At 72.1% G+C, this 13,347-nt stretch carries 7 protein-coding genes; 1 reads left to right on the top strand and 6 read right to left on the bottom strand.

All coding sequences use genetic code 11. From position 1 onward, the window contains the following. Positions 1-122: 122 nt before the first annotated feature. The 5 genes from KG102_RS14630 to KG102_RS14610 all read right to left on the bottom strand — a co-directional run bounded on the left by KG102_RS14630 (position 123) and on the right by KG102_RS14610 (position 6,484). Positions 123-1,820: an ABC transporter ATP-binding protein gene (locus KG102_RS14630; protein ID WP_208212583.1), complete on the bottom strand. Its 1,698-nt coding sequence runs from the start codon at positions 1,818-1,820 to the stop codon at positions 123-125. Continuing rightward, positions 1,817-2,914 (bottom strand): ABC transporter permease, encoded by a 1,098-nt coding sequence (locus KG102_RS14625; RefSeq protein ID WP_208212582.1) that lies wholly within the window; start codon positions 2,912-2,914, stop codon positions 1,817-1,819. Before KG102_RS14625 ends, KG102_RS14630 begins: the two co-directional genes overlap by 4 nt. Before the next feature lie 2 nt (positions 2,915-2,916). After that, positions 2,917-4,023, bottom strand: coding sequence for an ABC transporter permease (locus KG102_RS14620; RefSeq protein ID WP_208212581.1), 1,107 nt, complete (start codon positions 4,021-4,023; stop codon positions 2,917-2,919). An 80-nt stretch (positions 4,024-4,103) separates the two neighbouring features. Next, entirely contained in the window at positions 4,104-5,753 is a 1,650-nt protein-coding gene (locus tag KG102_RS14615) for an ABC transporter substrate-binding protein (protein ID WP_208212580.1), read from the bottom strand. A 155-nt stretch (positions 5,754-5,908) separates the two neighbouring features. After that, positions 5,909-6,484 carry a GNAT family N-acetyltransferase gene (locus tag KG102_RS14610; RefSeq protein ID WP_208288268.1) on the bottom strand — a complete coding sequence of 192 codons (576 nt, stop codon included), beginning with the start codon at positions 6,482-6,484 and terminating at the stop codon, positions 5,909-5,911. Positions 6,485-6,598: 114 nt separating this feature from the next. Here KG102_RS14610 and KG102_RS14605 point away from each other — a divergent pair, with 114 nt between their 5' ends. Continuing rightward, positions 6,599-8,881: a DUF4214 domain-containing protein gene (locus tag KG102_RS14605; RefSeq protein ID WP_208288269.1), complete on the top strand. Its 2,283-nt coding sequence runs from the start codon at positions 6,599-6,601 to the stop codon at positions 8,879-8,881. Positions 8,882-8,917: 36 nt separating this feature from the next. On the opposite strand, the gene KG102_RS14600 is transcribed toward KG102_RS14605, so the two are convergent. Next, a complete protein-coding gene (locus KG102_RS14600; RefSeq protein WP_208288270.1) occupies positions 8,918-13,309 on the bottom strand; it encodes an OmpL47-type beta-barrel domain-containing protein in 4,392 nt (1,463 codons plus the stop codon). Positions 13,310-13,347 lie beyond the last annotated feature (38 nt).

Raw genomic sequence — 13,347 nt, 5'->3', positions numbered from 1 at the left:
AGCAGGCGCGTCATCGTGGGTCAGCGTCGGCGCGCCTGTCAAACAGGTCGAGGGCATCCGTTCGACCAGGTCCGGGCACCCCCGGGAGGCCGACAGGGTGACGACCGACGAGCCCGGCGCCCCTACGTCCGCAGGCTCCGCCAGGCCTCGCGCCGCGCGGCCTGCTCCACCGGGTCCGGCACGGGCAGGGAAGCCAGCAGGCGCTGCGTGTAGGGGTGCTTCGGCGCGCCGAGCACCTCGTCGCCCGTGCCCTCCTCGACCAGGACCCCGCGGTGCAGGACCGCGATGCGGTGGGCGAGCAGGTCGACGACGGCCAGGTCGTGGCTGATGAACAGGCACGCGAAGCCCAGCTCGGCCTGCAGGCGGGCGAACAGGTCCAGCACCCGGGCCTGCACGGAGACGTCGAGCGCGCTCGTCGGCTCGTCGGCGACGAGCAGCTCGGGCCCGAGGATGAGCGCGCGCGCCAGGCTCGCACGCTGGCGCTGGCCGCCGGACAGCTCGTGCGGGAACCGGTCACCGAACGCCCTGGGCAGCTGGACCGCCTCCAGCAGCTCGTCGACCCGCGGCCGCGCCTCGACCGGGTTGGGTGCCAGGCCGTGCACGACCATGGGCTCGGCCACGCACTGCGCGATGGTGAGCAGCGGGTTGAAGCTCGTCGCGGGGTCCTGGAAGACGAACCCGATGCGCTTGCGGACGGGGCGGAAGACCTTCTCCTTGACGTCCAGCATCTCGACGCCGTGCACCTTCAGCGAACCACCGCTGATCGAGGTGAGCCCGGCGATCGCGCGCCCGATCGTGGTCTTGCCGCTGCCCGACTCGCCCACCAGCCCGAGGACCTCACCGGGCCGGATCACCAGGTCGACGCCGTCGACCGCGGTGAACGCGGGCTGCCGCAGCCGGCCGGGGTAGACGACGCGCAGCTCCTTCGCCTCGACGACCGGCGTCGCGGACTCGTCGACGACCATCGCCTCGAGCTCACCCACCGCCCGCGCGCGGTCGCGCAGGCGGCTGCCACCCACGCGCGGCACCGCGTCGAGCAGCCGCCGGGTGTACGGGTGCTGCGGCGACGAGAACAGCGTGCGCACGTCGGCCTGCTCGACGATCTCGCCCTCGTACATGACCGCGACCCGGTCGGCGAGGTCGGCGACGACGCCCATGTTGTGCGTGATCAGCACGATCGCGGAGCCGAACTCCTGCGGCAGGCGGCGCAGCAGGTCCAGGATCTCGGCCTGCACGGTGACGTCGAGCGCGGTGGTCGGCTCGTCGGCGATGATCAGGCCCGGGTCGAGGACCAGCGCCTGCGCGATCACGATGCGCTGCTTCTGGCCGCCCGAGAACTGGTGCGGGTAGTGGTCGACGCGGTGCTCCGGGTCCGGGATGCCGACCAGGCGCAGGACGTCGATCGCGCGGGCGCGTGCGTCCTTGTCCGAGAGGCGACCGTGGGCGCGCAGGCCCTCCGCGATCTGCCAGCCCACCGGGAAGACCGGGTTGAGCGCGGTCGACGGCTCCTGGAACACCATGGCGGCGTCCCGGCCGCGCACGTCGCGCAGGTCGCTGCCGCGCAGCGTGACGATGTCGTGCGTAGCCGAGCCGTCCTTGCGGGTCAGCAGCACGACGCCGCTGGTCAGCGCGGTCTCCGGCAGCAGGCCGAGGAGGGAGCGGGCGGTCACGGTCTTGCCCGAGCCGGACTCGCCCACGATGGCGAGGACCTCCCCCGCGGCCACCTGGAGGGTGACACCCTCGACGGCCCGGACGGTGCCGGCGTCGGTGGCGAACGAGACGCGCAGGTCCCGGATGTCGACGACGTTCTCGGTGGTCATGCGCGTTCCCCTCGTCCGTCGAACAGATCGTCCGGGGCCTCGAGCTCGTCGACGGCGTCGAGCTCGTCGGTGAGCGCGCCGCCCGGAACCGCCACGACAGGGCTGGTCACGGCGGCCTTGGCGGCCCGGCGCGTGCGCAGGCGCGGGTCCGCGAGGTCGTTGAGCGACTCCCCGACCAGGGTGGCCCCCAGCACGGTGAGCACGATCGCGACGCCCGCGGGCATCGCGGTCCACCAGATGCCGGAGGTGACGTCGGACAGCGACTTGGACAGGTCGTAGCCCCAGTCGGCGGCGGCGGTCGGCTCGATCCCGAACCCGAGGAACCCGAGGCCGGCCAGCGTGAGCACCGCCTCCGAGCAGTTCAGGGTGAGGATCAGCGGCAGCGTCCGGGTCGAGTTGCGCAGCACGTGCCGGCCCATGATGCGCAGGTGGCCGGAGCCGATGACCCGCGCGGACTCGACGAACGCCTCGGCCTTCACGCGCACGACCTCGGCGCGGACCACGCGGAAGTACTGCGGGATCATCACGACGCTCAGCGAGATGGCGGCCGCCATCACCCCGCCCCACATCGACGACTGCCCGCCGCTGATGACGATCGCGACGACGATGGCCAGCAGCAGGGACGGGAACGCGAAGAGCGCGTCCGCGATGACCACCAGCACGCGGTCCACCCAGCCGCCGAAGTAGCCGGAGACCAGGCCGAGCGCCACACCGAGGAAGATCGACAGCACGACGGCCACGATGATGACGAGCAGCGCCGGGCGGGCGCCCCAGATGGTGCGCGACAGCACGTCGTAGCCGCCCACCGTGGTGCCCAGCCAGTGCTCGGCCGACGGCGGCTGCTGCGCGCCGAAGCTCTGGTCGCCCGAGCTCAGCTGGCTGAAGCCGTAGGGCGCCAGCAGGGGAGCGAAGACGGCGGTGATGATGAACACGAGCGTCAGCACGATGCCGATGACCAGCATGGTGCGCTGCAGGCCGACGCTCGTGCGGACGTGGCGCACGACGGGCAGGCGCTTCCACAGTGCGGTGTGCTCGGGCGCGGGCGGCGCCGCGTGGACGGCGTCTGGGCCGTCGAGGGGGGTCAGTGCAGTCATGGTCAGTACCTGATCCTCGGGTCGACGAGCGCGGCGATGACGTCGACGACGAAGTTCGTCAGCGCCACCACCACGGCGAGCAGGACCACCAGGCCCTGCACTGCGACGAAGTCGCGGGCCAGCAGGTACTGGACCAGCTGGAAGCCGAGCCCCTTCCACTCGAAGGTCTTCTCGGTCAGGACCGCACCGCTGAGCAGCATCGCGACCTGCAGGCCGATCACCGTGATGATGGGCACGAGGGCGGGGCGCCAGGCGTGCTGGCGCAGCAGCCGCCGCTCGTTGACCCCGCGGGAACGGGCCGCCTCGACGTACCCCGTGGACAGGGTGCCGATGACGTTGGTGCGCACCAGCCGCAGGAAGATGCCGCCCGTCAGCAGGCCGAGGGCCAGCGCCGGCAGGATCGCGTGCTCGAGCACGTCGAGGACCACGGCGGGGTCGCCCGTGCTGATGGCGTCGATCAGGAAGATGCCGGTCCCGGCGCCGTGGCGCTGGAGGTCGATCTGGGTGTCCGTCGACGCGCGCCCGGCGACCGGGAGCCAGCCGAGCCAGACGGAGAAGACGAGCTTGAGCAGGATGCCGGCGAAGAACACGGGCGTCGCGTACGCCAGGATCCCGGAGATGCGCAGGGTCGCGTCGACGCCCTTGTCGCGGCGCGCGGCCGCCATGCGGCCCAGGGGGATCCCGACCAGGAGCGCGACGAGCAGCGCGTAGAACGCCAGCTCGACGGTGGCCGCCCCGTACGTCATGACCACCTCGGTGACCGGGCGGTTGTCGGAGATCGTGGTGCCGAAGTCGCCGCGCAGCACGTTGCCCAGGTACTCGAGGTACTGGACGAGGATCGGCCGGTCGTAGCCCGCCGCGTGGATCCGCTCCTGCAGCTGGTCGTGCGTCAGCCGGCCGCCGAGCGAGGCGGTGATCGGGTCGCCCGTCGCCCGCATGAGCACGAAGACGGTGGTGACCAGGATGAAGATGGTGGGGAAGATCAGCAGGAACCGGGCCAGCAGGTAGCTGCCCAGGTGCCCCCCCGATCGCCTGCTCTTCGCGGCCGGAGCCGCCGTCGTGGGCTCGGGCGTGACGCCCGTGGGTGCTCCGGTGGTGGTGGAGGTCATGGTTCCTGCCTGTCGCGGTGCGGACGAGCCCGACGGTCCCGCCCCCGTGGGGGACGGGACCGTCGGCCTGCGATGCGGGGTCAGCTCGTGGCGAGTGCGCCGTAGCGGAACTTGAACGACGCGTCGAGGGTGTCCTCGGTGCCCGTCACGTCCGTGCCCACGACCGCCACCTGGGCGCCCTGCAGGTACGGCACCGTCGAGAGGTCCGCGGCCACGGCGTCCTGGATGCCCTCGAGGAGCGCGGTGCGGGCGTCGGCGTCGGCCGTCGTCGCCTGCTCCAGGATCATGTCGTTGACCGCCTGGTTGGCGTAGTGGTTGGACAGGAAGTTCTCCGTGAGGAAGAACGGCGTGAGGTAGTTGTCGGCGTCGGAGTAGTCCGGGAACCAGCCGAGCTGGTAGGACGGGTAGACGTCCGACGTGCGGTCCTTGGAGTACTGGACCCACTCGGTGGTCTGCAGGTCGACCGCGAACAGGCCGTCCTTCTCCAGCTGGTCCTTGATGAGGGCGTACTCGTCGGCCGACGAGGGACCGTAGTGGTCGTTCGAGTACTGCAGGCTCAGCGCGACCGGGGTCGTGACGCCCGCGGCCTCGAGCGCCGCCTTGGCCTTGGCGGCGTCGGGACCGCCGTCGCCGTCGCCGTACATGCCCTTGAGCGACTCGGTCGCACCCGTCAGGCCGTCCGGCACGTAGGAGTACAGGGGCGTGTAGGTGCCCTTGTAGACCTGCTCCGACAGCGGCTCCCGGTCGATCAGGTGGGCGACCGCCTGGCGGACCGCGAGGGCCTTGGCCGGGTCCGCGCCGTCGGCCTTGGCTCCGAACGGCTGCGTGTCGAAGTTGAAGACGATGTAGCGGATCTCCCCGCCGGGACCGTCGACGACCTTGACGTTGTCGTCCGTGGCCAGGTCGGCGACGTCCGTCGCCGAGAGGCTGCGGAACGCCACGTCGATGTTGCCCTCCTGGATGTCCAGCTTGAGGTTCGACGAGTCGGCGTAGTACTTGACGTTGACCTCGGAGGTCTTGGCCGCCGGCAGCACGCCCGCGTAGTCGTCGTACGCCTCGTAGGAGACCAGCTCGTTGAACGCGTAGCTGGTGATGACGTACTGGCCCGCGAACGCGTTCGCGTCGACGATCTCGTTGTCCGGGGTCAGCGAGTCGGCCGACATGACCTCCTCGTCGACGATCGGGCCCGCGGGGCTGGACAGGATCTGCGGGAAGATCTGGTCGTTCTCGGACTTCAGGTGGAACACGACGGTGGTGTCGTCGACCACCTCGGTGCTCTCCAGGTTGTAGAGCAGCGAGGACGGCCCGTTCTCGTCCGCGATCGCGAGCTGGCGGTCGAACGTGAACTTCACGTCCGAGGCCGTCAGGTCGTGGCCGTTGGCCCACTTCAGGTCGGGCTTGAGCGTGACCGTGTACTCGGTGGGTGCCGTGAACTCAGCGGAGACCGCGATGTCGGGCTCGACGTCCGGGCTGCCGTAGGGGGTGTTCATGAGGAACGGGAACACCTGGTTCTGCACGGCGAACGAGCCGTTGTCGTACGAGCCCGCCGGGTCGAGCGAGGTGACCTTGTCCGTGGTGCCGATGGTGAGCGAGGTGCCGGAGCCGCTGTCGCCGCCGTCGGCGCCGCCCTCGTCGTCGGTGCCCGAGCAGGCGGTCAGCACGAGAGCGGTCGCCGCGAGTCCGGCGGTCGCCGCGAGGACGCGGCGTCGATGTGGTGCGAGGGAGGACATGCGCTACCTCTTCTGTCGGAGCCGCGGACGCGCAGGGGCACAGCCGCCGGCTGGGTTCTCAGTGGGCTATGGGTAGCACACCGATGTGTCCGGTTTCACGAGGGTCTTACCGGTAAGTAACATCCAGATCTCGGGATGGTCACGATCGGAGCGTGTCAGCGCCCGCTCGAGAGCTCCTTGCGCATGACCACGCGCGGTCGGCCGCCGCTGTGGCCCGTCGTGGCCGCGGCCCTGGTGAAGCCCGCCGACTCGAACAGCCGGGCGGTGCCCACGTACCCCGAGCCGAGTTCGACCCGGTCACCGCCGTCGATCTCGACGGGGTAGCCCTCCACCACCTCGGCGCCGTTCGTGGCGGCGTGCGCGACCGCACCCTCGAGCAGCTCGTGCATCAGCCCGCGACGCCGGAACGCCGGTCGCACGACGAAGCAGACGATGCTCCACGGGTCCCGCTCGTCGACGAACGGGATGGTCCGGGAGCGCATCAGCCGGCGGTAGGTGCTGCGAGGGGCGACCGAGCACCAGCCCGCGACCACGCCGTCCACGAACGCCAGCACGCCCGGTCCGGGCGCCGTGGCGCACTCGTCACGCATGTACGCGCCCCGGGCGTCGTTCGGCACCCGGCTGTCCCGGTACGCCATGCACCAGCAGCCCCCGCCGCCGGGCTTCTTGACCCCGACGACCTCGAAGAAGTCGTCGTAGCGTCCGAGTGCGGGCAGTACCTCCACGGCCATGCCGCCGAGGCTAGACCAGCCCACCCACAGGTCACCCGGAAACGCCGCCCGGAGGTGGCAGCGTGGCCGCTACGATCGCGCCAGCGCGCGCCCGCGCTGACGAGGGAGGCCGTCGTGAGAGTGCCCGGTGCCGTCCGACGATGGCTCGTCGCGGGGATCTGTGTCCTCACCGTGCTCACCGGAACCGCCCCCGCGGTCGCCGCGCCGCTGGCGTCCGCGACGGCCCAGGAGGTGGCAGTCGAGCGCTACGTGGTCCGGGTGTACCGGGACCTGTTCGGCCGCGCGCCGGACCCGACCGGGCTGGGGACGTGGCGGGCAGCGATCCTCGACGGTCGGCCGCGCGTGGAGGTGGCGAACGCGATCACGTCCAGCCACGAGTACCGCACGCGGCTGATCACCGGGACGTACGAGCGGTTCCTGGGTCGCGGCCCCGACGCCGTGGGCCTGAGCAACTGGGTGGACGCGCTGGCCTCCGGCTGGACGGTCTCCCACGTCAGTGCGGGCTTCCTGGCGTCCGACGAGCACTACCAGCAGGCCGGTTCCACGCGCGCGGGCTGGGTGGTGCGCCTGTACGACGACGTGCTCGGTCGCACCCCCGGGCAGTCCGAGGTGGACTTCTGGGTGCGGGAGCTGGCGCGCGGGGCGAGCCGCTGGGACGTCTCGCTGGGCTTCCTGCTGTCCTGGGAGCACCTGTCGACCGTCGTGGACGGGTACTACGAGCAGCTGCTCGGGCGGCACCTGGACCCGACCGGCCAGCGCACCTGGGTCTCCGCGCTGCAGGGCGGCGTGCACGACGAGGAGATCATCGGCGGCATCATCGCCAGCGCCGAGTACTGGAACACCGCCACGGCCGCCACGCCCGCCTCCGTCGTCGTGTCGGTCCGGCCCGAGCGGGCGACGGCCGGACAGCCGGTCGCCGTCACCGTCACCTCGCACGACGTCCTCGGCTCGCTGCTCGCCGACGTCACCGGCGAGGCGGTGCTCACCGTCGACGGGTCCGGCGCGTGGTGCGTCCGAGCAAGCTGCACCATCCCCGAGGCCGGTCCGCAGGTTATCGAGGCCTCCTGGCGCGGGTTGACGGCCTCCGTCCCCGTGGTCGTCGACGCCGGCCCGGCGGCGTCGCTGACGGTCACGCCGGCGACCGCGTCGGTCGCCGACGGTGCCTCGGTGGTCTTCTCCGCGGCCGGGCGCGACGCGTTCGGGAACGCCGGCGCCGACCTGACGGCGCAGGCGGACTTCGCGGTCGACGGCAACCCGGCGGCGTGCGTCGGCGCGCGGTGCCGCCCGGTGGGCGCGGGTGCTCACCAGGTGACGGCGTCGCTCACGAGCTCCCCGGCGGTCACGGGGTCGGCGACGATCCAGGTCGCCGCGCCCGGGCCGGTGCGGTACCGCGCGTTCGAGTGGGGCGGCTACGGCCAGGATCGACCCGGGTACGTCGACGGTGGGGTGCTCGGGGCGACGGCGCAGTGGGCAGCCGTCTCGGTCAGCACCTCGCACACGCTCGGGATCAAGACCGACGGCTCCCTGTGGTCCTGGGGCGACAACCGGCTGGGTCAGCTCGGCGACGGGACCACCACCGATCGCGAGCTCCCGGAGCCGCTCGGGACCCGGACCGACTGGGCGTCGGTGTCCGCGGGCGACGAGTTCTCGCTCGCGGTGGCGAAGGACGGGACCCTGTGGGCCTGGGGGTACGCCAGCCAGGGTCATCCAGGGGACGCCACGACCGTCAGGTGGTCGCCGGAGCGGATCGGGACGAGCACGGACTGGGCCTCCGCGGTCGCCAGCGGCGGGTTCGCTGTGGCGACGAAGCGGGACGGGTCCCTCTGGGCCTGGGGCGACAACTACGCGGGACAGCTGGGCGACGGCACCACCACCGACCGCGTCGCGCCTGCGCGGGTGGGGACGGGTACCTGGTCGTCGGTGGCCGTGGGCTTCGACCACGTGGTCGGGATCGCGTCGGACGGCACCCTGTGGGCGTGGGGCGTGCGATCCCGAAGGGGGATGGTCACCGAGTCGGCGCTCTCGCCGGTGCAACTGGGGACGGCGAACGACTGGCGGACGGTCGCGGCCGGGTACGAGGTGTCCGGCGCGATCCGCGCGGACGGCTCGCTGTGGACGTGGGGCACCAGCGCGAGCACCGAACTGCTCGGCGACGGCAGCACCGCCGGACGGGTCGACCCCGTCCAGGTCGGCGCGGGCACGTCGTGGACGTCCGTGAGCTTCGGCTATGAGCACGCGGTGGCGCTCGACAGCGCCGGCGGCCTGTGGCGGTGGGGTGTGCCCGAGCTCGCGCCGCACGGCAGCGCCGGGGTCCCGCTCCCCGCCCGGGTCGGCACGGACACCGGCTGGACGTCAGCCGGCGCCGGGTACGGCTACACGATCGCCCTGCGTCCCTGAGCGGGCGGGGCGCGTCGGCGGACGCGCCCCGCACCGTCACGGCAGGACGACCAGCAGTCGCCAGGTGTCCGAGCCCTGCACGGTGGCCGACCCGGCGTACCTGGTGTCGACCGCGTAGAGACCGATCGGCAGCCGCGGCAGCTGCAGCGTGGCGCTCGACGACCTCGACGCGCCGGGTGTCAGGTCGCGCGTGACGTGCGCGACGACCGGGGCGTCACCGTGCAGGCGCAGCGGCCGCACCGTCGCGGTCACCTCGCCGGTGGGCGCCGGTCCGGTCGCGGCCCGGACCGTGGCGACGACCGTGGCCTGCATGGACCGCCGGACCAGCCACGGCTCGATCCGGACCGACGTCGTCGAGCGGACGGCGCTCGCGGCCGGGACGGCGGTGCTCGTCGTCGGGCCGACGTTGCCCACCCGGTCGACCGCCCGGTGCTCCACCGTGGTGGCGGAGGCACCGACCTGGACCGGGTCGGCGTAGACGGTCCACGGCCCGGTTCCCAGCCGGTACTCGATCCGCTCCACGCCGGAGCCCTCGTCGGCGCCCGTGAGCGTGACGCGCCGCTGGGCGTCGACGCTCGCGGACGTCGTCGGGGCGACCGCGTCGAGCGCGAACGTCACGGAGCGCTCGTCGGAGACGTTGCCCGCGGCGTCCGTCGCGCGGACCGCGACGATGTGCTCGCCGTGGCCCTCGACCTGCACCGACACCGTGGCCGGGTCGGCGGACGCCGTCCAGGCGCCGCCGTCGACCGAGGTCTCGAGCGTGGCCACGGCGCGGTCGTCGGACGCGGTCGCCACGACGGTGGCCGGCGCCGCCCGCCAGTCACCCACGGGGTCGGGGGAGACCAGCAGCGAGTCGACCGTCGGAGCCGTCGAGTCGGCGGGCACCGTGTGCATCGTCAGGAACGTCACCGAGTACGGCGGCAGGTCGTAGCCGAAGGACGGCGACAGCCCGTCGACCTCCCGCGTGACCGGCTCGACGGTGCTCGGCGCCGACTTGGTGTTCGTGGCTCCGGGCGGGGCGACGATCTCGGTCACCGACCCCGTCGGCGCGACGTCGGCGTCGGACACCTCGATCTGCGTGCGCTGCGTCACGGCCGAGACGTTGACCATCTTCGCGACGAGGTCACCGCTGTCCTCGTCGCGCGTGACCACCTGGAACACGTCCGCCGCGGGCGCCGGGTCGTCGTAGGACATCTGCAGCACGCCGTCGAGGTAGAGCTCGATGTGCCGGCCCTCCACGACGACCTTGACGCGGTAGGTCTGGTCGGTCGCGATGCTGTGGCCCTCGACCGCCTCCACCTCACCGGCACCCCCGCCGTCCGCCTTCTGCAGGGCCTGGCGGGTGTTGTTCCAGCCGCCCAGGTTCCACCAGAAGTAGTCGTTCGGGCCACCGGCGGCGAACCCGACGAGGAAGCCCTCGGAGCCGGCCGACTTGCGGGCGTCGAGCTCGAGCGTGTAGCTGCTCCAGTCCTGCTCGTAGGCGCCGGCCGGGATGCTGCGGGCGTCGGTCGTCGTCGTGCTCGACTGCACGTACTCACCGTCGACCACCGACCAGTCCCCCGTCTGCGGGGACCAGGCCGACGCGTCCGCGAAGTCGTCCTGGAACAGGACGTCACCGCCGTCGTTGCTGGTCACGCGCACGTTGTCGTAGGCCGCGGCGGTGTTCCAGGTGGACAGGAACACCCCGCCGTCCAGCGGCTGCGGCTCGACCGACGGCGTCGTCAGCGTGCTGGGCACCACCTGGTCGCCTACCTGGTTCGAGAACAGGTGCTGCACCCAGTAGTTGGCGCTGGCCCACGACTCGTCGTTGTCGAACCAGATGGCGTCCGGCGACCACTGCACGTACGACTCGTTGGCCAGCAGCGGGGCGTACGACGCGAGCTCGACCAGGTCGCCGTTGCGCTCCAGCCCGGTCATGAACGCGGCCTCGGTCAGGCCGTTCCACCAGGTGTTCCCGCGGGACGCGTACTCGCCGAGGAACACGTGCGGACCCTCGCGGTCGTAGGAGTCGTACCGCTCGGTGTTGGTGAGGAACCAGCTCGGGTCGTTGTAGTAGTGCTCGTCGACCAGGTCCACCTCCTGCTCGCGGTTGAACTCCCAGAGGGCGTCGAACCGGGCGCCGGTGTCGTCGGGACCGGAGTTGGAGATGATCTCGATGTCCGGGTAGGCGGCGACGATCGCGTCCCGGAACTGCGGGAAGTTGGCCTCGAACGTGGTCGTGTTCTCCTCGTTGCCGAGACCGATGTACGGCAGCTCGAACGGCTCCGGGTGTCCCAGCTCTGCGCGCTCGGCGCCCCACGTGGTGGACACGTCACCCGTGGCGAACTCGATGAGGTCGAGCGTGTCCTGCACCCACCGGTCGATCTGCGCGGGGTCGGTCATCTCGGGGATCGTGCTGCCGCAGCCGTTGGCGCCGACCGACAGCACGGGCAGCGGGATGGCGTCCAGGTCCTCGGCGAGCTCCATGTACTCCAGGTACCCGATGCCGTACGACTGGTTGTAGCCCCAGAAGTTCCAGTTGGTGGCGCGCTCCTCGACCGGTCCGATGGTCTCCTTCCACTGGTACGCGCGTCGCCGGTCGGTGTACCCGGACTCCTCGTAGGTGCGGAACGTGCCGACGTTGGTCACGCAGCCGCCCGGGAACCGCAGGAACGACGGGTCGAGCGCCGCGATCTTCTCGGCCAGGTCCCTGCGCAGGGGCGACTTCCCGTTCACCGGTCCCACCCAGGTGTCCTGCGGGAACAGCGACACCTGGTCGAGGTGCAGCGTGGACGGGGCGCCGGCCAGCACGACGAAGCGGCCCGCGTCGGTGGTGGCGCTCGCGGTCAGCGTGGCCTCGTACTTCCGCCAGGCGTCCGAGCCGTCGACGTCCACGGTGCCCGATGCGATCGGCGACCCGTCGGCCCCCTCGACCGCGAGGGTCAGCGTCTGCGCGGTGGTGGTCCGCACCCAGACGCTCGCGTCGTAGGACTCTCCGTCGCGGACCGCGACGCCCGTGTTGTAGCTCGCGTTGCGCAGCCCGTCGCCCGCCGCCGCGGCGACGAGCACGGCCCGGTTGCGGTTGGTGGCGTTGAGCCGCCCGTCGTCGTCGACCACGCCGACCGTGGTGCCCGCGCCGCTGCGGTCGAGCACGTCCCACGCGGTGAGGCCGGTGAAGCTCGCGTTGTCGGAAGCGTTGAACTCGAAGGAGCGGTTGCGCACCAGCTCGGCGTACAGCCCGCCGTCGGCGGCGTAGTTGATGTCCTCGTAGAAGATCCCGTAGAGCCGGTCGGAGATCTCGGCGTCGGTGCCGTCGCCGTCGATGGCGATCGTCGTGCCCTCGCCCACGGCGAACGGCTCGAGGACGAAGCCGGCGGCGTCGTCGGGATCACCCAGGAGCAGCCCGCCGTCCACGATGCCGACGGCCTGCGACGCGTCGGCGGTGGTCAGGTGCAGCCTGCCGCCGCCCGCGTCGGTCAGCCGCAGGACCGTCGGCTCGTCGCCGAGGGCGAGTCGCCCGTCGGGCAGCACGGCGACCGGTCGGTCGCCGGCCGTGAGGGTGATCCCGCCGGTGACCTCGGTGGCCTCCAGCACGAACGCGTCGCCGGGCCTCTGCTCGGCGACCACGATCGCGTCGTCGGCGCCGGTGGTCAGGTGCGGGGCGGTGCCCGGGGCGCGCAGCGTGAACGGTCCGTCCGGGATCACGTCCTGCCCCGGGGACGCCACGAGGGTGACGTCGTCGAACACGGCGGGGAACGTCGTTCCGTCCTGCGCGGCGAGCGCGTACAGGCCCAGGTGCTCGATCGGGAACGTGACCTCGACGGCGTTCACGTCGACCCATGTGGTGGTCGGCTCGTCCCAGCGTGCCGTGGTCACGGTGTCACCGGCGCGGGTCAGGCGCAGGGTCTCCTCCGTCGAGCCGGGTCGGTCCTCGAAGTCGTCGGCGGCGAAGATCGCCGCGGTCTCGATGTCGGTCTCGATCGCGACGCCCGACGGCGACAGGTCACCGACGAACGTCAGCCCGGACCGCACGTAGTTGTCGAGGTCCTGGTAGGCGATGAGGCCGGCGCCCTGGAAGACGCGCTCGACCGGTGCCTGCACGGTGACGGCGATCGAGAAGTCGCCGTCCGGGATGTCGAGCGTCATGACGTTGCGTGCGGAGTTGTTGCCCTGCCAGGTGTCGCCGGGCAGCGCGGTCAGGGTCAGCGCGCCGGGGGTGGCGGTCAGGGAGCGTGCCGACGGCTCGTCGTTGAGCACGTTCCAGCGCGGGCCGAGCGTCGCCGAGTCGAACCCGTCGGTCCACGCGCCGTCGGGCACCGGTGGCGCGGCGCCCGCCGGGGTCGCCACGACGATGCCGATGGGCACCACGAGCGCGGCGGTCAGTGCGGCGGTCAGTGCGCGCCGGACGGGACGGGACCTGCGGGACACCTGCTGCGCTGCGACGCCCATGGCTGCCTCCCTGTGCGCACGTCGTCGTGCGCCTCGCC

It is taken from the genome of Cellulomonas fengjieae (assembly GCF_018388465.1).
Lineage (GTDB): Bacteria > Actinomycetota > Actinomycetes > Actinomycetales > Cellulomonadaceae > Cellulomonas > Cellulomonas fengjieae.
The sequence above is the reverse complement of the archived record's forward strand: the minus strand, read 5'-3'. Positions and strand labels throughout refer to the sequence as shown.

Coding starts and splice junctions, on each gene's coding strand:
- KG102_RS14630 (WP_208212583.1), bottom strand. CDS start 1,820: ATGACCACCGAGAACGTCGTCGACATCCGGGACCTGCGCGTCTCGTTC.
- KG102_RS14625 (WP_208212582.1), bottom strand. CDS start 2,914: ATGACTGCACTGACCCCCCTCGACGGCCCAGACGCCGTCCACGCGGCG.
- KG102_RS14600 (WP_208288270.1), bottom strand. CDS start 13,309: ATGGGCGTCGCAGCGCAGCAGGTGTCCCGCAGGTCCCGTCCCGTCCGG.
- KG102_RS14610 (WP_208288268.1), bottom strand. CDS start 6,484: ATGGCCGTGGAGGTACTGCCCGCACTCGGACGCTACGACGACTTCTTC.
- KG102_RS14620 (WP_208212581.1), bottom strand. CDS start 4,023: ATGACCTCCACCACCACCGGAGCACCCACGGGCGTCACGCCCGAGCCC.
- KG102_RS14615 (WP_208212580.1), bottom strand. CDS start 5,753: ATGTCCTCCCTCGCACCACATCGACGCCGCGTCCTCGCGGCGACCGCC.